At 63.9% G+C, this 21,868-nt stretch carries 20 protein-coding genes; 7 read left to right on the forward strand and 13 right to left on the reverse strand.

What is annotated here, in order from left to right:
• Nucleotides 1-262: 262 nt before the first annotated feature.
• From Amn_RS20460 to Amn_RS20505, 10 genes are all read right to left on the reverse strand, one after another.
• The gene (locus Amn_RS20460) at nucleotides 263-1,645 is read right to left on the reverse strand and encodes an FAD-binding oxidoreductase (protein WP_286291220.1); all 1,383 of its coding nucleotides are present in this window, start codon (nucleotides 1,643-1,645) and stop codon (nucleotides 263-265) included.
• 365 nt (nucleotides 1,646-2,010) lie between these two features.
• A complete protein-coding gene (locus tag Amn_RS20465; RefSeq protein ID WP_067959386.1) occupies nucleotides 2,011-2,556 on the reverse strand; it encodes an adenine phosphoribosyltransferase in 546 nt (181 codons plus the stop codon).
• A gap of 179 nt (nucleotides 2,557-2,735) precedes the next feature.
• On the reverse strand, nucleotides 2,736-3,599 hold the full coding sequence (locus Amn_RS20470; RefSeq protein WP_067959383.1) for a cytochrome c1: 864 nt from the start codon (nucleotides 3,597-3,599) through the stop codon (nucleotides 2,736-2,738).
• A gap of 29 nt (nucleotides 3,600-3,628) precedes the next feature.
• Entirely contained in the window at nucleotides 3,629-4,930 is a 1,302-nt protein-coding gene (locus Amn_RS20475; protein WP_067959379.1) for a cytochrome b, read from the reverse strand.
• Nucleotides 4,931-4,949: 19 nt separating this feature from the next.
• Nucleotides 4,950-5,453 carry a ubiquinol-cytochrome c reductase iron-sulfur subunit gene (gene petA / locus Amn_RS20480; protein ID WP_245432124.1) on the reverse strand — a complete coding sequence of 168 codons (504 nt, stop codon included), beginning with the start codon at nucleotides 5,451-5,453 and terminating at the stop codon, nucleotides 4,950-4,952.
• Between the two features lie 381 nt (nucleotides 5,454-5,834).
• Nucleotides 5,835-6,146 carry a DUF6665 family protein gene (locus Amn_RS20485; RefSeq protein WP_067959373.1) on the reverse strand — a complete coding sequence of 104 codons (312 nt, stop codon included), beginning with the start codon at nucleotides 6,144-6,146 and terminating at the stop codon, nucleotides 5,835-5,837.
• A 9-nt stretch (nucleotides 6,147-6,155) separates the two neighbouring features.
• Complete coding sequence (locus Amn_RS20490) at nucleotides 6,156-8,024, reverse strand: ABC transporter ATP-binding protein (protein WP_286291232.1); 1,869 nt, start codon at nucleotides 8,022-8,024, stop codon at nucleotides 6,156-6,158.
• Between the two features lie 313 nt (nucleotides 8,025-8,337).
• Complete coding sequence (locus Amn_RS20495; protein WP_286291234.1) at nucleotides 8,338-10,215, reverse strand: ABC transporter ATP-binding protein; 1,878 nt, start codon at nucleotides 10,213-10,215, stop codon at nucleotides 8,338-8,340.
• A gap of 204 nt (nucleotides 10,216-10,419) precedes the next feature.
• On the reverse strand, nucleotides 10,420-12,300 hold the full coding sequence (locus Amn_RS20500) for an ABC transporter ATP-binding protein (protein WP_067959362.1): 1,881 nt from the start codon (nucleotides 12,298-12,300) through the stop codon (nucleotides 10,420-10,422).
• Nucleotides 12,301-12,455: 155 nt separating this feature from the next.
• Nucleotides 12,456-12,773, reverse strand: coding sequence for a hypothetical protein (locus tag Amn_RS20505; protein ID WP_263006402.1), 318 nt, complete (start codon nucleotides 12,771-12,773; stop codon nucleotides 12,456-12,458).
• Nucleotides 12,774-13,053: 280 nt separating this feature from the next.
• Here Amn_RS20505 and Amn_RS20510 point away from each other — a divergent pair, with 280 nt between their 5' ends.
• On the forward strand, nucleotides 13,054-13,512 hold the full coding sequence (locus tag Amn_RS20510; protein WP_263006401.1) for a tRNA (cytidine(34)-2'-O)-methyltransferase: 459 nt from the start codon (nucleotides 13,054-13,056) through the stop codon (nucleotides 13,510-13,512).
• A 164-nt stretch (nucleotides 13,513-13,676) separates the two neighbouring features.
• Entirely contained in the window at nucleotides 13,677-14,114 is a 438-nt protein-coding gene (gene soxR / locus Amn_RS20515) for a redox-sensitive transcriptional activator SoxR (protein WP_154384750.1), read from the forward strand.
• A gap of 50 nt (nucleotides 14,115-14,164) precedes the next feature.
• Here soxR and Amn_RS20520 read toward each other — a convergent pair whose 3' ends face one another.
• A complete protein-coding gene (locus Amn_RS20520) occupies nucleotides 14,165-14,938 on the reverse strand; it encodes a DUF4394 domain-containing protein (protein WP_263006400.1) in 774 nt (257 codons plus the stop codon).
• A gap of 167 nt (nucleotides 14,939-15,105) precedes the next feature.
• Here Amn_RS20520 and Amn_RS20525 point away from each other — a divergent pair, with 167 nt between their 5' ends.
• Together Amn_RS20525 and Amn_RS20530 are read left to right on the forward strand one after the other, a co-directional pair.
• On the forward strand, nucleotides 15,106-15,657 hold the full coding sequence (locus tag Amn_RS20525) for a sigma-70 family RNA polymerase sigma factor (protein ID WP_286291244.1): 552 nt from the start codon (nucleotides 15,106-15,108) through the stop codon (nucleotides 15,655-15,657).
• Nucleotides 15,654-16,376 (forward strand): anti-sigma factor, encoded by a 723-nt coding sequence (locus Amn_RS20530; RefSeq protein WP_263006398.1) that lies wholly within the window; start codon nucleotides 15,654-15,656, stop codon nucleotides 16,374-16,376. The genes Amn_RS20525 and Amn_RS20530 overlap by 4 nt, the downstream gene beginning before the upstream one ends.
• Nucleotides 16,377-16,474: 98 nt before the next feature.
• On the opposite strand, the gene Amn_RS20535 is transcribed toward Amn_RS20530, so the two are convergent.
• Nucleotides 16,475-16,732, reverse strand: a complete 258-nt coding sequence (locus Amn_RS20535) for a hypothetical protein (RefSeq protein ID WP_184766810.1) — start codon at nucleotides 16,730-16,732, stop codon at nucleotides 16,475-16,477.
• Between the two features lie 78 nt (nucleotides 16,733-16,810).
• Between Amn_RS20535 and hemF the strand changes: the two genes are divergently transcribed.
• The 3 genes from hemF to Amn_RS20550 all read left to right on the forward strand — a co-directional run bounded on the left by hemF (nucleotide 16,811) and on the right by Amn_RS20550 (nucleotide 20,201).
• Nucleotides 16,811-17,725 carry an oxygen-dependent coproporphyrinogen oxidase gene (gene hemF / locus Amn_RS20540; RefSeq protein WP_182573325.1) on the forward strand — a complete coding sequence of 305 codons (915 nt, stop codon included), beginning with the start codon at nucleotides 16,811-16,813 and terminating at the stop codon, nucleotides 17,723-17,725.
• Between the two features lie 122 nt (nucleotides 17,726-17,847).
• Nucleotides 17,848-19,665 carry a DEAD/DEAH box helicase gene (locus tag Amn_RS20545; protein ID WP_067959342.1) on the forward strand — a complete coding sequence of 606 codons (1,818 nt, stop codon included), beginning with the start codon at nucleotides 17,848-17,850 and terminating at the stop codon, nucleotides 19,663-19,665.
• 275 nt (nucleotides 19,666-19,940) lie between these two features.
• Nucleotides 19,941-20,201: a DUF1344 domain-containing protein gene (locus tag Amn_RS20550; RefSeq protein ID WP_192315062.1), complete on the forward strand. Its 261-nt coding sequence runs from the start codon at nucleotides 19,941-19,943 to the stop codon at nucleotides 20,199-20,201.
• Between the two features lie 161 nt (nucleotides 20,202-20,362).
• Here the strand turns inward: Amn_RS20550 and Amn_RS20555 are convergent, their stop codons facing one another.
• A complete protein-coding gene (locus Amn_RS20555; protein WP_286291255.1) occupies nucleotides 20,363-21,733 on the reverse strand; it encodes an IS1182 family transposase in 1,371 nt (456 codons plus the stop codon).
• Nucleotides 21,734-21,868 lie beyond the last annotated feature (135 nt).

A 21,868-nucleotide genomic window follows, 5' to 3' on the forward strand; every position in this document is an offset into this window, starting at 1 on the left:
CCCCACAAGGAGGGAGATCAGGCCTTCATAGACGCCTCGCCTAGTCACCGACACAGCTGCTCCCCCCTTGCAACCTCTCAGAAAGGGCGCCGCCTGCGACGCGACTAATCTTCCTTCTTGTGGGGGAGATGGCCGGCAGGCCAAAGGGGAGTGCGAGGGATCACGACGCTGGCGACTGGAATCGGGAGCGCGCCGCAAGAACAATCCGCCACCCGTGGAGAAGTTTCCCACGGATGGCAGCATGTTCGTCGCAGGCGCCAGCTTATGGCCGGATGTTGTGGTTGACCCGGAACAGGTTTGCCGGGTCGTAGCGGCGCTTGACGGCGACGAGGCGCTGGTAGTTGTCGCCAAAGGCGGCGCGGACGCGTTCTTCGCCCTCGTCATCCATCATGAAGTTGATGTAGGCGCCGCCATGTGGGTTGTGCTTGTGCACCGCGGCCCAGTAGGCGCTGGCCCAGTGCTTCAGCTCGGCCCCTTTCGCCGGGTCGGGGTCGATGCCGGCGATGACCATCGACCAGCGGGCACGCCGTGCGCCCCAGGCGGTGGCATCGGGGGCCACGTCGTGGACGGCGCCGTCGATGGGGTAGAGATGCATCAGCGACAGCTCGCTCGGGCTCTTCGAGCCATGCGCGACATGGGCGGCGATGGCCGCATCCGACAGCTCGTCGACATAGTCGCCCTTCCAGTACCAGTGCAGCCCCTTGGGCAGCAGCGGGTCGAACAGCCCCTGCAGGTCGGCGAAGCCTATCGTCATCATGCCATCCATCAGCGGCTCGGGGAGTGCTTCGCGCATCGGCTGCATCGCCCTGATGCCATCCGTCTCGGTTCCGTTGTAGCAGCTGATCAGCGCGCAGATGCGCCGCCCCCAGATCTCGCGCGGGAACGGATCGCAAGAAGGTACGGTCTTCATGCCGAAGAACATGCCGAGCTCGCGTGGCGCCCCCGGAAGGAAGTCGCGGTACCATCGCATGATCTCGGCAGCATGGGCGATGTCGTAGAAGATCGGCCCGGCATAGACGTCCTTGGCCGGATGGGCCTGGAAGGTGAAGCGGGTGACGACACCGAAATTGCCGCCGCCGCCGCGTAGCGCCCAGAACAGCTCTGGATGCTCTTGGGCATTTGCGGTGACGACGCTGCCATCGGCCAGAACGACCTCGGCCGCGAGCAGGTTGTCGATGGTCAGGCCATGCTTGCGAGTGAGATAGCCGGTGCCGCCGCCAAGCGTCAGCCCGGCGATGCCGGTGCTGGAGACGATGCCGGCCGGCACCGCCAGCCCGTGCGCGCTGGTCGCCCGGTCGACATCGCCTTGGGTGCAGCCGGCCTCGACACGGACGATGCGGCTGATCGGATCGATATCGATGCGCTTCATCGGCGACATGTCGATGACCATGCCGCCGTCGCAGCTGCCCAGGCCCGGGCCATTGTGGCCGCCGCCGCGAATGGCGACGAGCAGTTGCCGGTCGCGGGCATGATTGACCGCCGCAACCACGTCGCCGACGTCGGCGCAGGGCACGATCCAGCGCGGCCTTTTCTCGATCATGGCGTTGTAGAGGCTGCGCGCCGCCTCATAGCCGGGTTCATCCTGGCCGATGAGGCGCGCGCGCAGCCGCTCGGGAAACTCGTGCGAAGCAGTTGACTTCAGCATTGTTGAACACTCGTGTTGGGGAACAAGACGCGCTCGCGCCTCTGCCGCGATCTTGGGTTCGGGCAATGGAGGGCGCGCTTGGCCGGTTGAACCTGCCGCACTCGCGGCACGTCCAGTCCTACGCCGCGTCGATTTCAGCTGTTTTTCTGAACCGGCGCGGGAGTGTTTCGATTGTTTCAGCCGCTGGCGGCCCAGACGGCACCGCTATGAACTGCAACGAAAGCGTCAGGCTCCGCATGCCGTCAAGACGATATGCGGTAGAGCCGGCGCAAGCGGCCTCAGGGTTCGCGGCGAGGCAAAATGTGCAGCAACTAGATTGGAAAAGTGCAGAGGCGTCGATACAACGCCTCAAGGAGCAGTGGCGCTCAATGCCCGTCGAACGAAATCAGCGTACGGACGTCGACGCCGAGAGCTTCGAGCTTCTTGCGGCCGCCGAGCTCGGGCAGGTCGACGATGAAGCAGGCGGCAACGATGTCGGCGCCGATCTGGCGCAACAGCTTGACGGCCGCTTCGGCAGTGCCGCCGGTGGCAATGAGGTCGTCGACGAGGATGACCTTCTCGCCTGCCTTGACCGCGTCCTTGTGCATCTCCATCTCGTCGAGACCGTATTCGAGGCTGTAGGCGATGCGCACGGTCTCGTGCGGCAGCTTGCCCTTCTTGCGGATCGGCACGAAGCCGGCAGACATCTGGTGGGCGATGGCGCCGCCGAGGATGAAGCCGCGTGCTTCGATGCCAGCGACCTGGTCGATCTTGGCGCCGGCATGGGGATGAACGAGCTCGTCGATGGTACGGCGGAAGGCGCGTGCATTGCCGAGCAGCGTGGTGATGTCGCGGAACATCACACCGGGGCGCGGATAGTCGGGGATCGTCCTGATGGCGCCGAGCAGCGTCTGTTCGAGCGAGGTATTCATCGGCGGGGGCTCCGTTGCCGGCGGCGCCGCGGGGGCCTCCCCGCAATCAACGCCCTGGCGCTATGGTTCGCGCATCGTCCCGGTTCGGCACCGGAGATGCAGCGGAAGTTGTGACGGTTTGGAAGGCAAAAGAAAAGGGCGCCTTGTGAGCGCCCTTCACTATGAGTCTGCGGTGCGGCTTAGTGGGCGACGTTGGCCCAGACCCTGCGCTTGGTGGCGTAGACCAGGCCAGCGAACAGCACCAGAAAGATCATGACCGCGAAGCCGGTCTGCTTGCGTGCCTCGAGATGCGGCTCGGCAGCCCACATCAGGAAGGCAGCGACGTCGCGCGAATACTGCTCGACGGTCTCGGGCGAACCATCCTCGTAAGTCACCTGGCCGTCCGAAAGCGGTTTGGCCATAGCCAGCGACTTGCCGGCGATGAAGAACGGATTGTAGTGCGTACCCTCGGCGATTTCCATTCCGGCCGGCGGCTGTTCGTCATAGCCGGTAAGCAGCGCGTGGATGTAGTCGGGGCCGTTCGACGCGTACATCGTGAAGATGTCGAAGACGAAGGTCGGGAAGCCGCGTTCGACGCCGCGCGCCTTGGCGATCAGCGAGAAGTCGGGCGGAGCAGCACCACCATTGGCGGCGGCAGCGGCGGCCGTGTTCGGGAAGGGCGACGGGAAGTGATCGCCGGGCAGCGCCTTGCGGGTGAACATCTCGCCTTCGCCGTTCGGACCGTCCTGCACTTCATACTCGGCGGCGAACGCCTTGACCTGCGCTTCGGAGTAGCCGAGGTCCTCGAGCGTGCGGAACGCCACCAGGTTCATCGAGTGACAGGCCGAGCACACTTCCTTGTAGATCTTGAGGCCGCGCTGCAGCTGGCCTTTGTCGAAGGTGCCGAACGGTCCGGCGAAGGTCCAGTCCATTTCCTTCGGCTTGTGGATCGGGAAGTGCGTCGGCTCGGCAGCGTGGTTCGCTTCCTCGGCAGCGACCGCCGCGCCTGCGGTGCCGGCGAGAAGGAAGCCGATGGCCGCCAGACCGTTGAGAATCTTTTTCATTCCAAAATCCCTTTCAGATTCTCGTTGGTTCAGCCGCGGGTTTCGGGCGCAGCGTTTGCACCGGCCGGATGAGCCGAGCCGCCCTTGTTCTTCTCGAGCACCGCTTCGGTGATCGAGTTGGGCAAGCGGCGCGGGGTCTCGATCAGGCCAAGAACCGGCATGATGACCAGGAAGAATGCGAAGTAGTAGAGCGTGGCCAGCTGCGACATGATCACATAGGCACCTTCAGCGGGGCGCGAACCGAGCCAGCCGAGGAAGATCGCGTTGATGACGAAGAGCCAGAAGAACAGCTTGTACCACGGACGGTAGACGGCCGAACGGACCTTCGAGGTGTCGAGCCACGGCACGACGAACAGCACGGCGATCGAACCGAACATGGCGAGCACGCCACCAAGCTTGGAGTCGATCGGCCCGATGTTGAAGGTGACGGCGCGCAGGATCGCGTAGAACGGCAGATAGTACCATTCCGGAACGATGTGCGCAGGCGTCTTCAGCGAGTCGGCCTGGATGTAGTTGTCGGGGTGACCGAGGAAGTTCGGGATGTAGAAGATGAAGTAGGCGAACACGGCCAGGAACACGACCATGGCGAAACCATCCTTGATGGTCGCATAGGGCGTGAAGGCGACGGTGTCGGTCTTCGATTTCACTTCAATGCCGGTCGGATTGGTCTGGCCGGTAACATGCAGGGCCCAGACGTGCAGCACGACAACGCCGGCGATCATGAACGGCAGCAGGTAGTGCAGGGCAAAGAAGCGGTTCAGCGTCGGATTGTCGACGGCGAAGCCGCCGAGCAGCAGCTGCTGGACCCACTCGCCGACCAAAGGAATGGCGGTGAAGAAGCCGGTGATGACGGTGGCGCCCCAGAAGGACATCTGACCCCAGGGCAGAACGTAGCCCATGAAGCCGGTCGCCATCATCAGGAGGTAGATGATGCAGCCGAGAATCCACAGCAGCTCACGCGGCGCCTTGTAGGAGCCGTAGTAGAGACCGCGCATGATGTGGATGTAGACGGCGATGAAGAAGAACGACGCACCGTTCGAGTGCATATAGCGCAGCAGCCAACCGGAGTTGACGTCGCGCATGATCTTTTCGACCGACTGGAAGGCGAGCGTCGTGTCGTTGGCATAATGCATGGCCAGCACGACGCCGGTAAGGATCTGCGCCACCAGCATGATCGAGAGGATGCCGCCGAAGGTGTAGGCGTAGTTCAGGTTGCGCGGAACCGGGTAGGAAACGAACGAGTCGTGCACCAGCCGCGGCAGCGGCATGCGTGCGTCGATCCAGCGGCCGATGCCGGTTTTGGGCGAATAGGTCGAGTGTCCACCGCTCATGGAATTATGTCCCCCTGCCTCAGCCTATCCGGATCGTCGTGTCGGAAAGAAACTGGAAATTCGGTATGTGAAGGTTTTCCGGCGCCGGTCCTTTGCGGATGCGGCCCGCCGTGTCGTAGTGGGAGCCGTGGCACGGGCAGAACCAGCCACCGAAATCGCCCTGCTGGCCGAGCGGCACGCAGCCCAGATGGGTGCAGACGCCGACCATGACCAGCCAGTTTTCCTTGCCTTCGCCGGCGGTGCGATCGATGTCGGTCGCCTGGGCGTCGCTCGAAATGTTGGCGTTGCGCGCGACCGGATCCTTGAGGTCGGCCATCGGCACTTCCTGCGCCGCCTTGATCTCTTCGGGGGTGCGGTTGCGGATGAAGACAGGTTTGCCGCGCCACTTGACGGTCAGCGACATGCCTGGCGTGAGCGACGAAACGTCAACCTCGACCGACGAAGCGGCGAGCGTCGAAGCGTCCGGGCGCATCTGGTCGATGAAGGGCCAAGCCACGGCGGCAGCGCCGACTGCACCGGCCATGCCGGTAGCGACATAGAGAAAATCGCGGCGATTTGGCTCGCTCGTATCGGTTGCGCTCACGGGACTGATCCTTTTGCCTCAATTCCAACCAGAGGCTGAGCAATTGTCCCCGCTCAACGATGCAAGCCCGACAGCGCATGGCAACCAGGCTAGCGAATTCCTCCGGCATTTGGACTTCGGTTTATGCGTGAAGGCCCTTTTTGTCCAGACGGCATACGGCACATGGGCAGATTGTCGCGGGGGCGATGCAAAGCAGTGGAAAACCCCTGCCAAAGCGCTCGCCGCAGCGGGTTTGCGGGTTGTTCAGCAGTCCCTGACATGCGCGCGGTTTGAGGTCGGCGACGACTGGCTGCGCCTGCACTTGCAAAGCATCGCCAAAGCTCAACTCGCGCCGAGTCGCACCAGCACCTCGCGCGGGATCGCATAGTCGCGGATGGCATCGTCATGCTTGCGCAGGCCGCACAGCTCGCGCTGGATGAAATAGGCATAGACCGCGTCCGCCGCAGCCTTGACGAGCACACGGCGCTGCTCGGCGTCGCCCTCATGCGCATAGAGCTTGGCCAGGGCTTCGCCGACCCGCTCTCCGGCGCGGCCAAGGGCTGCCGCCTTTTCGGCGAGGAACTCGTATTCGAGAACGTTGAGCGTCTGTTCGGAACGGTTGGACAGAATGGAGGGCGGGCGGACGGAGGACATGGCGCGATCCTACTCCGCGGCAAGCCGGTCGGCCAGAAAACCGCCGGACTGGCGCTTCCACAATTGCGCGTAAAGCCCGCCCTTGGCGATCAGCGCGTCGTGGCTGCCCTCCTCGACGATGCGGCCCTCGTCGAGCACGATCAGCCGGTCGAGGGCGGCAATCGTCGACAACCGGTGGGCGATGGCGATGACGGTCTTGCCTTCCATCAGCCGGTCAAGATTGTCCTGGATCGCCGCCTCGACCTCGGAGTCGAGCGCCGAGGTCGCCTCGTCGAGGATAAGGATCGGCGCGTCCTTGAGCATCATACGGGCGATCGCCACACGCTGGCGCTGGCCGCCCGACAGCTTGACACCGCGCTCGCCGACATGGGCGTCGTAGCCGCGGCGGCCGCGTGGATCGGCGACGTCGACGATGAAGTCGTGGGCAGCGGCACGGCGGGCGGCATCGACGATCTCGGCCTGCGACGCCCCTGCCCTGCCATAACCGATGTTGTCAGAGATCGAGCGGTGCATCAGCATCGCTTCCTGGCTGACGACGCCGAACTGGGCGCGCAGCGAGGCCTGGGTGATGTCGCGAATGTCGCGACCATCGATCATGATGCGCCCCTGCTCGACGTCGAACAGGCGCAGCGCGAGGTTGACGATGGTGGTCTTGCCGGCACCTGAAGGACCGACGAGCGCCACGCGCTCGCCCGGCCGGATGTGCAGATTGAGGTTTTCGATCACGCCGCTGCCCTTGCCGTAGTGGAAGGAGACGTTGTCGAACAGGATGTCGCCGGAAGCGCGCGGCAGGACAGCGGCATTTTCAGCATCGCGGATCGCCGGCCGCACTGAGATGGTGCGGGTGGCGTCCTGGATGGTGGCGTAGTTGCGGACGAGCCCGTTGATGTTGAACATCATCCAGCCCGACATCTGGTTGAGCCGGAAAACGAGGCCGAGGGCCGCGGCGATGGCGCCGGTGGAGATGTCGCCACGCGACCAGCTGACTATGCAGATGGCAGCCACCGCCGTCATCATCACGCCGTTGATCAGCGCCACCGCCGAACGCACGGTCGTGATCGAGCGGGTCAGCCTGAATACTGCGCCGAGATAGCTTTCGAGCCCGTCGCGGACATAGGCATGCTCGCGCCGGCCGCTGTCGAACAGCTTGACCGCCATGATGTTGGTGAAGGCATCGACAAGGCGGCCATTGAAGATCGAGCGCTGGTCGGCGGTGGCACGGCCGGCCCGGCGCATCTCGGGCAGAAGGAAATAGACGATCGCGGCGTAGCCGAGGAACCAGGCGAGCACCACCGCCCCCATCAGCGGGTCGAGCGAGACAAGGATGGTCAAGGACAACAACACGAAGGTGAGGAAGGCCCACATCGTCTGCAGCACGTTGACGATGAAGTCGCCGACGGCCTCGCCGCCCTGCACGATCTTGGTGGCGATGCGGCCGGCGAAATCGTTCTGGTAGAAGTCACAGGGCTGTTCGATGACACGCCGGAACGCCTGCCAGCGCACCATGAAGAAGAAGCCAGGCACCACGACCTGCTGTTCGACGATCGCCGAGCCGATGATGATGACGGCACGGACCACAAGGATCAGAACGAGCAATCCGGCAAGCTCGGGCCAGTGGTCGGCGAACAGGCGCTGCGGGGTGGTGGCGTCGAGCAGGTCGATGAGCCAGCCGACCGACCAGTAGAGGGCGGCGTCGATGGCGCCGGCCAAAAAGCCGCTGATCAAGAGCAGCGTGAACGGACCCTTCGCCTGGCGGGCGAAGTAGAGGATGAAGGCCCAGGCGCTCTCCGGCAGGACTTCGCGGTCGGTGTCCTGGAACGGGTCGATCGCGCCTTCGAGGCGGCGCCAGAGTTTTTCGCGGAGGGGGTCGGGGGTCATGGCGTGCTCCGCGCGGGCTGGCGGGAGGTACCCAGCACGGGGTGGCGCGAGGCGCATCGCGCAGATTGGCACCAGATGCTCAGTTGAGGTTGGCATGAGGCACGATGCCGAGGTCGGTGCGAGGCCTGTCGCAAATATTGGCGCGAGGCACCGGTGGAGATCAGGCGCGTCGCCATCGTGCCATTTTCTGCAGCGTCGCACGAGACTTCGTTTCGACCTCTGCATTTGGGCGCGGCGCGGATGAAGGCACGATCTTCCCCCTTGCGCGGGAGATCGCCGGGCCAGAGGGGGGTGCCTCGCACGACAGTAACCATCACGCCGGCCTCGATTCGTCGAGCACGCCATCCTCGTTGAACAGGAAGCCGCCGGACTGGCGTTTCCACAGGCGAGCGTAGAGGCCGTCGAGTGCGAGCAGTTCGTCATGGGTGCCCTGCTCGGCGATGCCGCCCTTGTCGAGCACGACCAGCCGGTCGAGGGCTGCGATTGTCGACAGGCGGTGAGCGATGGCGAGCACCGTCTTGTTCTGCATCAGCGCATGCAGGTTTTCCTGGATCGCCGCCTCGATGTCGCTGTCGAGCGCCGAGGTCGCCTCGTCGAGGATGAGGATCGGCGCATCCTTGAGGAAGACGCGGGCGATCGCCACGCGCTGGCGCTGGCCGCCCGACAGCTTGACACCGCGTTCGCCGACGAAGGCATCGTAGCCTTGGCGGCCACGATTGTCGGCGAGCGTCTGGATGAAGTCGTGCGCCTCGGCCTTGCGTGCGGCGGCAACGACCTCGTCGTCCGATGCATCGGGTTTGCCGAGCTTGATGTTGTCGCGCAGTGAACGGTGGAACAGCGCCGTGTCCTGGCTGACGACGCCGATCTGGCCGCGCAGCGAATTCTGCGTGACGGTTGAAATGTCCTGGCCGTCGATGAGGATGCGCCCGCCCTCAAGATCGTAGAGGCGCAGGATGAGATTGGCGAGCGTGGTCTTGCCGGCGCCCGACGGGCCGACGATGCCGACCTTCTCGCCCGGCTTGACGACAAGCTCGATGCCGTCGAGCACGCCGCCCCCCTTGCCATAGTGGAAGACCACCTTGTCGGCGCGGATTTCGCCGCCCTTGACCGCCAGCTCTCCGGCATCGGGCCTGTCGAAAAGGCCAAGCGGCTGGCTGATCAGCGCCTTGGAGTTTTCAAGCACACCGAGATTCCTGAGGATTCCGTTGAGCTGCATCATCAGCCGGCCAAGCAGCATGTTAAGGCGCAACACGAGGCTGAGCGTGAAGGCGACGGCGCCGACAGTGATCGCGCCCTCGATCCAGAGATGGATCGAATACCAGGCGATGGCCGTAATCATGACGCCCGACAGTGCCGTCAGCGCCAGGCGCACACCGGTGAGCCTGCGGGTGAACGGCCGCAGCGCATCGAGATAGATGTCGAAGCCGGAGCGGATGTAGCGGTCGTCGCCGTCGGCAGCGAACAGCTTCAGCGTCTGCACGTTGGAATAGCTGTCGACGATACGGCCGTTGATCATCGAGCCGGCCTCGGCGGTCGCCTCTGCATGCTTGCGGATCGACGGCAGGTAATGGTTGGCGAGGAAGCCGAAGGCGACGATCCACACGACGACAAGTGCCGCGAGCCGCCAGTCGAGGCCGGCGACCACCGCAAGCGTGGTGACGGTGTAGACCAGCATGAACCAGACAACCTCTATGAAGCTTTCCATCAGGTCGCCGGTCGCCTGCCCAGCCTGCCAGACCTTTGTCGCGATGCGGCCGGCAAAGTCGTTCTGGAAGAAGGAATAGGACTGGCGCGAAACATGGCGATGCGCCTGCCAGCGTACGAGGTTGTAGAAGCCAGGCGTGATCGTCTGTTCGTCGACGAGCGCAGACAAGCCGACGACGAACGTGCGGATGACCAGCACGACGAGCGCCATGAACAGCACTTCGGGCCCCGCGACATCCCACAGTGCCGCCCAGCTACGATCGGCGGGCAAGCCGTCGAGGATATCGACGAGGCGGCCGACGAAATAGAACAGCCCGGCCTCGACAAGGGGGGCGATGCCGCCGATGACCAGCATGGCGAAGAAGGCAAATTTCGCCTGACCGACATAATGCCAGAGGAAGCCCCAGACTGTCGCCGGCGGCCTGAGATTCCTAGGTTCCCGGAAGGGATAGACCCAGCTTTCGAACCATTTGTAGATTCTGTTCATCAGCTCTCTGGGCTATCCGGCTGCAACGACTCACTATTTTCGGCCCAAACCGACCATTGAGGCAACCGTGACTTGGCAGGAGAAACGTGCCGCCAAGCCAGGCGAATCTTGGGCGGCATGTTCACAAAATGAGGAGGGCTGGCCCCGCCATCCGAAATGAAAGAGGCCTTCCGCACCGGCGGAAGGCCTCGACATCGATCCACACTACTCTGCTGCCTGGCTCTTGGCCTCGCCGTCGTTAGCCGCCGCATCCACAACGTCGTCGAGCAGGAAGCCGCCGGATTGGCGTTGCCAGAGGGCGGCGTAGATGCCGCCCTTGGCGACCAGTTCGTCATGGCTGCCCTGTTCGACGATGCGGCCTTTGTCCATGACCACCAGGCGGTCCATCGCGGCGATGGTGGACAGCCGATGGGCGATGGCGATGACGGTCTTGCCTTCCATCAGTCGATAGAGGTTTTCCTGGATCGCCGCCTCGACCTCGGAGTCGAGCGCCGACGTCGCCTCGTCGAGGATCAGGATCGGCGCGTCCTTGAGCATGACACGGGCGATTGCGATGCGCTGACGCTGGCCACCCGACAGCTTGACGCCGCGCTCGCCGACATGCGCCGCGAAACCCTTGCGGCCCTTGGGATCGGCAAGAGTGGCGACGAAGTCGAGTGCTTCGGCGCGCCGCGCCGCCTCGATCATCATCTCTTCGGTGGCGTCGGGACGGCCGTAGAGTATGTTGTCGGCGACCGAGCGGTGCAGCAGCGAGGTGTCCTGCGTCACCATGCCGATGCGGGCGCGCAGGCTGTCCTGCTGGACGGCCGAAATGTCCTGCCCATCGATCAGGATGCGGCCGCCTTCGATGTCGTAGAAGCGCAGCAGCAGGTTGACCAGCGTCGACTTGCCGGCACCCGAGCGGCCGACGATACCGACCTTCTCGCCAGGACGAACGTTGAGCGTGAGATCCTCGATGACACCCTTCTTCTTGCCGTAGTGAAAACGCACATTGTCGAAGGCAATGCCGCCCTTGTCGACGACGATCTCCTTTGCCTCGGACTTGTCTTCGACCAGGCGCGGCATGGCGATCGAAGTGATGCCATCCTGGACGGTGCCGATGCTCTCGAACAGGCCGGAGACCTCCCACATGATCCATTGCGACATGCCCCAAAGGCGCAGCACCAGGCCAAGTACGACCGCGACCGCGCCGATGGAAACGGCGCCGTTGAGCCACAGCGAGATCGACAGGATGCCAACCGACAGAAGCAGCGTCGAGTTGAGCAAATAGAGCACGCCGTAGAGCGAGGTCACCAGGCGCATCGAACGGTAGACCGTATCCATAAACAGCGACATGCCTTCCCTGGCGAAGGTCGCCTCGCGGCGTGAATGCGAGAACAGCTTGACGGTCTGGATGTTGGTGTAGCTGTCGACGACGCGGCCGGTCATTGTCGAGCGCGCGTCGGCCTGCTCTTCAGCCAGCTTGCCGAGACGCGGCACGAAGTAGCGCAGCAACAGCACGTAGCAGACGAGCCACACGATCAGGGGGGCGGCAAGGCGCAGGTCGGCCGAGCCGACGATGATCAGCACGCCGATGAAATAGACAATGACGTAGTTGAGCACGTCGATCAGCTTGACCACGCATTCGCGCACGGCGAGTGCGGTCTGCATCAGCTTGGTGGCGATGCGGCCGGCGAATTCGTCCTGGTAGAAGCTCATCGATTGCTTGAGCAGGTAGCGGTGCACCTGCCAGCGGATGCGCATGGGATAGTTGCCCATCAGCGTCTGCTGGTTGACCAGCGACTGCAGCACCACCATGCCCGGCAGCACGACCATGACGATGAAGGCCATGCCGGCGAGCTTCCAGCCTTCGTTCTGAAGGAAGGTCTCGCGGTTCTGGGCCGACAGCCAGTCGACGATGTTGCCGAGAAAGCCGAACATCCACACTTCCGCAAGCGCGATCAGCGACGTCAGCACGGCGGCGATAATGATGTAGAGCCAGGCACCCTTGGTGTAGTGCAGGCAGAAGGCGACCAGCGTCTTCGGCGGCTCGACCGGTTCCTCCACCGGGAACGGATTCAGTCTGTTTTCAAACCAGCGGAACATTTCAGTCTCTCAGTTCGGTATGCTGCACGCGGCGAATTCCGCGTGGGACGTATCTTGGAAGGTCACTGGCACGGCCATATTACGCCGGATTCTCGGAGTTAAGAGCCGGCGGGGGCTTTCGAAATGTAGGGGGCCGCTGAGGATTCGGCGAATCCTCAGCTATTGCCTCCTGGCATCGTTCCGGCAGCAGGCCGGGTAGCACCCAACCGGCCGGCAAGCCGGCCGATCAGGGCAGCGATGCGGCCGAACAGCGGCCTGTAGCTGGGATCGACGACGACATTCGACAGGTCGACGTCTGGCAGCATGCCGCGATGCGGCCGCCGGCGTACAGGAGGGTGCGCCTTGGGCTGATGCGCGCCGAGCGCCAGCATCATGGCATGGTGCCTTGCTTCAGCTAACTCGTTGCGGTGGGCGAAAAATGCAGAGTCGTGTTCGTTACGGGCGTTGTGCCCGGTGGGGATGTTGACAAACATCGGAATTGTCCTTCGAAAACCGGATAAGGGCTTCTGCGGACCGCGATGCGAATATGCCTGGAATTGTCAGGAAAAGTCGTCGAACCGGTCCGCCCTCAGGCAGTACGTCGCCCACAGTCGGGGCGGTGTGTGTCAAGCAGCATCATGTACCCCTCCATCGGTTCGGGTTGACAATGCAGGCCGTATACTCCCCTTCGCGGCAGAACGCCACAGCATCATCTTCACTTTTTGCTTGGGCACGACTTGCTGTGGCCTTGCTGCCACAGATTAGGATATCAACATGAACGGCCCATTCCGCATCGCGCTCTACCAGCCCGACATCGCCGGCAACACCGGCACCATCCTGCGCATGGCCGCCTGCCTTGGCGTCGCCGTCGACCTGATCGAACCCGCCGGCTTCGACATCTCCGACCGTTCGCTGAAACGCGCCGGCATGGACTATCTCGAAATGGCGGCGTTGACCCGGCACGTCGACTTCGACCGCTTCGAGAACTGGCGCCGAGGCGAAGGCCGACGCCTGGTGCTGCTGTCGACGAAAGCCACCCTGCCCTACACGGATTTCCGCTTCGAGCCAGGCGACGTCGTCATGGTCGGCCGCGAATCGGCCGGTGTGCCGGATCACATCCACGATCTCGCCTTCGAGCGGCTGCTCATCCTGATGCCCGGCGGCGGTCGCAGCCTCAACGTCGCGCTGGCTGCTGCGATGGTTTCCGGCGAGGCGATGCGCCAGCTCGGCTGAAATGGCTGCCGCGAGTCGCAGTGCGGCCGCGGCGAAACAGCCTCCTGGCAAACCGTCGTTCCAGTCGTCTGCAGCGGATCTCGCCATGTCGTCATCCTTCCTTGCACGGTGAAGGATATCCTCGTACAACCTCAACTAATATTGAGGTCAAGCGGGAAATTTCGATGGCAAGCGAACTGACTGTCGGCGAGGTGGCAAAGCGCAGCGGCGTTGCGGTTTCGGCGCTGCATTTCTACGAGACGCGCGGGCTGATCCACAGCCACCGCACGGCGGGCAACCAGCGGCGTTACTCCAGGGACGTGCTGCGCCGTGTGGCCGTGATCCGGATCGCCCAGGACGTCGGCATCTCGCTCGCCGACATTGCCGCCGCCTTCGCCGCCCTGCCTGACGGGCGCACGCCGACGCGTGAAGATTGGAGTCTGCTTTCAACGGGTTGGCGCCACGACCTCGACCACCGCATCGAACAGTTGAAGAAGCTGCGCGACGGCCTGACCGACTGCATCGGCTGCGGCTGCATGTCGATCGACAAGTGCCCGCTGCGCAACCGCGAGGACCGGCTGGCGCGCCAGGGCCCAGGGCCGCGGCGGCTGCTGGTGGAGTGAAACAGGCCGACCCGGGGCGTTGCCTCCCCGGATCAGTGGTGTTCGATGCGTCAGCGCAGGATAGCCAGGTCGCGTAAGCCGGCATCGAGGCCCTCGCCCGCCTTTTCGGCAGCACCGCTCTCCATGTTGACCTTGTAGAGCATGCCGCCTGTGGCCAGCCACGCGGTGTTGGCGCCATCTTCCGACGTCTGGATATCGAAGCCGACGGCGTCGCCGGGCTCGATGCCGAGCTTGCCGATCGTCTTCAGTGTACCGTCATTCGGTTTGGTCTGCTGCAGGAACAGCCCGCCGGCATGGATGTCGTACATCGCCGTCTTTTCGGGCTTGCCGAAGGAATTGGTATAGGCGGTGGCAATGATCTCAGTCGGCATCTCGGCGCTCGCATCGCCAGCCTCGAAGGCGAGCTTGCCGTCTTCGGTTACCGCGCCGGTCGCGGGATCGACACGCAGATTGGTGCCGTCGGACGCAATAACGCGCAGCTTGTCGGCTGCCGGGTTGAAGTCGACGCTGACCTTGGCGCCCTCGGGCGGCAGCTTGGACAGCTTCGACACCGCCGCAGCCGCACCGGTGTCGAGGTTGATGGTGACCAGCGAGCCGTCGCCGGCCAAGCCATAGACCATGTTATCGGACGATCGCAGGTCGATTCCATGGAGCTTGTCGACCCCGGTCACCTCGATCTTCCTGGCCTCGCCCGGCTTGTCGGTGTCGAACCAGATCAAGGTCTTGTCGCCGGAAAGGCCAAGCGCCGGAGCAGCCACTGCCGCTGCGGAAAAGCCGGCGAGCATTGTGCCGGCAAGGGCGATATGCAGTGCGATGCGGTTCATGTCGATCTCCTTCTCATTGGTCGGTGAGCGCTGGTGATTTTGCGTCGCTCGCCGGCCTTACCCACGAGATCGGGTTCTGGATGCAGGACGCCGCAAATTTCTCAGAAGGGCTTGCATCCCCAGATGCATCCGGCGTGTATCATTGCAAACGGGCGAGAAGGGACCGCATGTCGGCTGTCGAACGAAGCGACCAATTCTGTGACGGCCTGATGCTTCGGGTCGCAAGCGGCGACCGCGAGGCGCTCGGCGACCTTTTCGCCAGCGAGGCCGGCAGGCTGATCGCCATCGCCCGCCGCATCCTGCGCCGCAAGGATCTCGCCGAGGAAGCAGTACAGGAAGGCTTCATCGCCGCCTGGAAGCATGCGCCGCGCTTCGACCCGGCGCGCGGCAGTGCCCGCGCCTGGCTGACCACCATCGTCCGCAACCGCGCGCTCAACATGCTGCGTGACGGCCAGCGCCTCCGTCTGACAGGTGACGACATGGCCAGGCACGGCGAAAGCGACAGCAGCGCCGACGCGGCCTTCGAGGCTCTCGACGAGACCGACGCGCTCAAGCATTGCCTGAGCCAGTTGGATGAGGCGCGGCGCAGGTCGATCCTGCTGGCCTATGTGCTGGGCTACACACATGGCGAGATCGCAGCGAAGCTGAACGCGCCGCTGGGCACCGTCAAAGCCTGGATTCGCCGCGGCGTCATCGCCTTGCAGGAGTGCCTGTCATGAGCCGCGACAACGAACGCTTTGCCCACGCCGGCGACTATGTGCTCGGTCTGCTGGATGATGACGCCCGCGCCGAAGCGGAGCGCGATATGGAGCGCGACCCGGAATTTGCCGAGACAGTGCGACGGCTCGCCGAACGCATGTCCAGCCTCGACCACACGGCGAAGCCCGCCGAGGTACCTGCCGGCATGTGGGACGAAATCCTGGGCAAGATTGCAACCCTGCCGCAGGACCACGGCACCTCACCGCCGGCACAAAACGCTGCCAATCAGAACAGCGCGACGCATACGCCCCCCTGGCGCAAACTCGCCCTGGCAGCGTCGCTCGCGGCCGCGTTCGGCCTCGGCTATGCCGGCGGCTTCGTCATGAAGACGGTGCCGGAGCCGGTTGTGCTCGTGGTGCTGCAGACGCCCGACAACACCACGGGAGCGGTGTTCGAGGCCTTTGCCGACAACAGCGTCAAGATCATCCCGCTTGCCGATTTCGAGGTGCCGCAGGACAAGATCATGCAGGTGTGGACGCTCTACGACGCCTCGGTCGGCCCGGTTTCGCTGGGCACGCTGTCCAGCGCCGAGGTGACCACGCTCAAGGGCCAGACGCTGCCTGTGCCCGCGGCCGACCAGCTCTACGAGATCACGCTCGAACCGCGCCCGGGCTCGCCGACCGGGAAGCCGACGGGACCGATCCTGGTCAAGGGATTTGCGAAACGGCCGACTGGTTAGCCAGGGCACCGAAGGGCAGTTTGGAATCTCGCACCAATGGCTTGCAGACGCCAGCTGCGGTTGCGCGGCAGCCCGACTCAGTCTCGGTTTAGAGAAGATCAGTCCGATGTCGGCAGGCGGCGGATGGTGAACTCGATGACGTCGCCGGGGCGCTCGAACCAGCTTTCGATCTCGGTCCAGTAAGCCTGCTTCGGCCAGCGCGAGAACCACTCCTGCGCCTTGAGCCGTGCGTCGTTGCGCGGCAACACGAAGGTCTCGCGCAGGAACCCGTCGCGCGGCCTGCGCTCACGTTCGGCCCGGCTGCGCTGGAGCCTCTTGGCGAGATCCTCCAGCGGCGGTCTGGTCGGTGTGCCCATAAAGAACTCCTTGACCCTTGCGAGAAGGAGATTAGGGATCGCGCCGGACAATTACGAGTCATTTGTGCGGAGCCTAAATTGCAGCGTCCTGAAATCCCGGCGGGACTGCCGGCCGACATCGAAGACAGGAAGGCGCGCGCGCGCGCCTGGTTCGAGGAGTTGCGCGACCGCATATGCCTCGCCTTCGAGGCGCTGGAGGATGAGGTCGAGGGACCGCTGGCGTCATGGGCACCGGGCCGTTTCGAGCGCACGCCCTGGCAGCGCGACGACGGCAAGGGCGGCGGCGGCATCATGTCGATGATGCATGGCCGCGTCTTCGAGAAGGTCGGCGTGCACACCTCGACCGTGCATGGCGAGTTCTCGCCGGAATTCCGCAAGCAGATGCCGGGCGCCGAAGAAGACCCGCGCTTCTGGGCCTCGGGCATCTCGCTGATTGCCCACCCGCAGAACCCGAACGTACCCGCCGTGCACATGAACACACGCATGGTGGTGACCTCGCGCTGGTGGTTCGGCGGCGGTGCCGATCTCACGCCGGTGCTCGACCGCCGCCGCACGCAGGACGACGCCGATACCGTCGCCTTCCACAAGGCGATGCAGTTTGCCTGCTCCAAGCACGCCGGTGTTGCCGACCACCAGAAATACAAGGATTGGTGCGACGAGTACTTCTTCCTGCCGCATCGCAACGAGCCGCGCGGCACCGGCGGAATCTTCTTCGACTGGCAGCATTCGCCTGAGGAGAAGGGCGGCTGGGACGCAGACTTCCGCTTCGTCCAGGACGTCGGCCGCGCCTTCCTCGTCACCTACCAGCATTTGGTGCGGCAGAACTTCAACACCAACTGGACCGACGGCGACCGCGACGAACAGCTGGTGCGCCGCGGCCGCTATGTCGAGTTCAACCTGCTGTATGACCGCGGCACGATCTTCGGCCTGAAGACCGGCGGCAACATCGCCTCGATCCTGTCGAGCATGCCACCTGAGGTCAGGTGGCCCTGAGCCGGACGCATGGCTGCCCTGCCCGCCGTCGCATTGACGTGCGGGCAGCAAAGCTTTAGAGAGCGCGCTTTCCTTGGCCCTCGTCCTTTGGTGACGGGCCTTGCTCTCATTGGAAGATTTTCGTGACGATTTTCGACAACATGGTTCCGGCGCTGGCCGGAGCGCTCGCCGCGCGTGGCTACGAAACGCTGACCCCGGTGCAAACCTCGGTGCTGGCTCCCGAGGCCAGCGGCGTCGACCTCCTGGTCTCGGCCCAGACCGGCTCGGGCAAGACGGTGGCCTTCGGCATAGCCATCGCGCCGACCCTGCTTGACGGCCGCGAGCGCTTCACGCCGGGCGCAGCACCTTCGGCAGTGATCATCGCGCCGACGCGCGAGCTCGCCATTCAGGTGCGCCGCGAGTTCGAATGGCTCTATGCCGCGACCGGCGCCCGCATCGCCTCCTGCGTCGGCGGCATGGACATGCGCAAGGAACGCCGCGCACTCGACGAAGGCGCCGACATCGTCGTCGGCACGCCGGGCCGCCTGCGCGACCACATCACCCGCGGTTCCCTGGACATTTCCGGTCTGCGCGCCGTGGTTCTCGACGAAGCCGACGAGATGCTCGACCTCGGCTTCCGCGAAGACTTGGAGTTCATCCTGGCGGCAGCACCGCAGGAACGCCGCACGCTTCTGTTCTCGGCAACAGTGCCGCCGCAGATCGCCCAGATGGCCAAGCGCTTCCAGCGCAACGCGCTGCGCATCACCGCAGCAGGCGAAAGCCGCCAGCACGACGACATCGAATACCGCTCCGTGCTGGTCGCTCCGTCCGAGCGCGAGAACGCCATCATCAACACGCTGCTTTACTTCGATGCCCAGAGCACAATGGTGTTCTGCGCGACGCGCGAAGCGGTCAAGCACTTCTCGGCGCGCCTTGCCAATCGCGGCTTCGCCGTTGTGGCGCTGTCGGGCGAGCTGAGCCAGGCCGAACGCAACAACGCGCTGCAGGCAATGCGAGACGGCCGCGCCCGCGTCTGCGTGGCGACCGACGTCGCCGCCCGCGGCATCGACCTGCCGAACCTCGACCTCGTCATCCACGCCGACCTGCCGACCAACCCTGATACGTTGTTGCACCGCTCGGGCCGTACCGGCCGTGCCGGTCGCAAGGGCGTGTGCGTGCTGATCGTGCCGTTCCACCGTCGTGGCAGCGCTGCCCGCCTGCTCAAGCTGGCAAAGCTCGAGGCAACGACGCAGGCAGCACCCGGCCCGGCAGAGATCGATGCCCGCAACCGCGAGCGCATGCTGGCGGAACTCACCGACATCGAGGCTGCCGCCGAGGACGAGGCAACGCAGGTCGCCGAAATCCTCGCCGCCCACTCGCCTGAGACGATCGCGCTGGCCTGGCTGCGACAGCAGATGGCCTCGCGTCCCGCCGCCGAAGAGCTCTCGGACCGCCCTGTGCCAGTGTTCGACGCCGCCAAGGCGGAACGTCCCGACAACCGCTTCGAAAGCGGCGTCTGGTTCGCCGTCTCGGTCGGCCGCAAGCACCGCGCCGAACCACGCTGGCTGTTGCCGCTGATCTGCAAGGCAGGCCGCGTCACCAAGCGCGAGATCGGCTCGATCCGCATCTTCGAGAACGATTCGCATTTCGAGATCATCTCCGAGCGTGCCGACGCCTTTGCTGCGGCCGTCGAGGAACAAGGCACCGGCGAAAAGGGCGTGACCATCACCCGTACTGGTGCCGCGCCTGCATCCGACCACGGCGCCAAGCCGAAGAAGCAGCACCGCAAGGGCCAATACGATCCCGCCGACAAGCCACCCTTCAAGAAGAAGGCTTTTGAAAAGAAGCCTTACGAGAAGAAGCCGTTCGAAAAGCGTGCTGGTGACAAGCCGGCCTACGACAAGCCGGCGGGTGCTGGCGCGGCCAAGAAGTACAAGCCAAAGAAGAGGTTCGGCGAGTAATCGCCAAGCTCTCACGGGGTCTTACTTTTTCGTAAGGTTCGCAGTTGCCACATTCGGCGCCACAAACAGAGATTTGGGCGCGGAATGCGGCTAAGTCACCGTTTGAAAATATGTTTTTCGTCTAATATGCCCCTGGCAAAGCACGGCTATTTCTATCGCCGGGGCCGGGAAACGCCGGCGGCTCGATCTCTTGGGCCGCGACGCGACGTGACTGGACGGCCCTTCATAAGGCGGGTCGGTCCATTCGGGCGCCCGCATTCGTCGGAGAGCATGCCATGCGCAAGCTTCTTGTTCCGGCAGCCGCAGCTGCCATTTTTGCAACCTCTGCCGTATCCTTCGCCGCCGTCCAGCATACGGATGGGACGATCAAGACCTTCGACGCCAAGGCGATGAGCCTGACGCTCGCCGACGGCACATCCTTCTTGCTGTCGAAGAAGTTCAAGGATCCCGGCCTGAAGGCAGGCGAAAAGGTTTCGATCACCTGGGACATGAGCGGCACAAACAAGGTGGCTGAGTCCGTCAAGATCGTGAAGTAGCGCCCAAGCCGCGCTGCAAAAAGGGCGGAACACGAGGTTCCGCCCTCAGACTGCTGACGAACCCCGTCGAATTTCGGCGGGGTTTTGTTTTGTGGGTTGATTGAGCTTTTGGATTGATTTCGGGGAGCAGATGCCAAGGCCGTTGCGAGCCGGCTTTGGCCTCATGCGAGGCTTGGTTTTGGCTTTGGCCAGAGGCTGATTGCGATCTTTTTCATGTTCTGGGCGGCGGCTGCGATCAGGCACTGGCAGGCCACGCGTGTTCGCCCTCGGAAGCGGGCATAGCGATGGCCGAAGAGCTGCTTGGCATCGGCGAAGGATCGCTCGACCGTCTCCTTGCGGCGTCGATAGATCGCCTTGCCCCATGCGCTTAAGCGGTTGGCATCGACCCGCTCGCGGACATCCTGCCAGACATGGCGCGTGATGGTGCGCTCGGCCTTGGCGTTTGATGTGCAAGACGCCAGCAGCGGACAGTTGCGGCAGATCGTCGGGTTGCTCCTGTAGTGGCGATAACCGCCGCGATCGGTGGTGGCGTAAGTGAGCAACTGGCCCTGCGGGCAACGATAGCCGTCAAGGTCCGGCTCATGGACGAAAGCGCCCTTCCTCATCTTGCCAGGCTTTGGCCGGGTCGGGTTGCGATAGCCGACGACACCCTGGATGTTCCTGTCCTCCAGGCCCTTGGCGATGCCTGGCGTGGCATAGCCGGCATCCAGCCCCGCCGCCGTGACGTCGAAGCCGAAACGCTCCACCTGGCGGTCGAGCCGGTCGAGATAGACGATCGAGTCATGCACGTTGGCCGGCGTGGCAAACGTGTCGGTGATGATGCCGAAGCCGCCATCCACCGTGCGGTGATCGAGATAAAAGAAGCCCTTCGGCTTGCCCTCGCGCACCATATAGCCAGCCTCAGGATCGGTGCGCGAGACCTTCGTCTCTTTCACCGCAGGCTGCCGCTCCTGCTCCTTCAGCGCCTTCTGGCCGTGCAACGCCCGTTCGGCGTCGATCGCCCGGTCGAGTTCGCCCCAGTAGTCGGCACGCGACTTGGCGACCATGGCAAGGTCGTACTTGCCCTTGTTGGCATTGGCCTTCAGGTGCGTGCTGTCGGTGTAGAGCACCGGGCCGTCGACCAAGCCTGCCCCGATCGCCTGCTCGACAATGCGGTCGAAGATCGCCTGCGCGATCGTCTCGTCCTGGTAGCGCCGGCGTCGGTTCTGCGACAATGTCGAGGCGTCGAACACCTTGTCCGTCAGCTTCAGCCGCAGGAACCACCGGTAGGCGACATTGACCTCGATCTCTCGCACCAATTGCCGCTCCGAGCGCACCCCGAACAGGTAGCCGATGAACAGCGCCTTGAACATCAAAGTCGGATCAAGTGGCGGGCGACCATTGTCGGCGCAGTAAAGCGGCGCTGTCAGATCGTGGATGAACGAGAAATCGATAACACCATCGATCTTGCGCAGAAGGTGATCAACTGGAACCAGTTGATCGAGCGTGACGATCTCAAGTGCGGTTTGTTCAGGGCCGGCTCGCTTCAACATCACCCACTGAATCACAAACCCCCAACTCTCGCCAGGGGTTTGTCAGCAGTCTGAGGGCGGAACACGAGGTTCCGCCCTTTTCATTGATCCGGAACGCGAGCCGGCGGAATCATTTTTTCAACCTGCAGCGTCAAC

The organism is Aminobacter sp. Y103A (assembly GCF_030294925.1).
In the GTDB taxonomy this organism is placed as follows: domain Bacteria; phylum Pseudomonadota; class Alphaproteobacteria; order Rhizobiales; family Rhizobiaceae; genus Aminobacter; species Aminobacter ciceronei.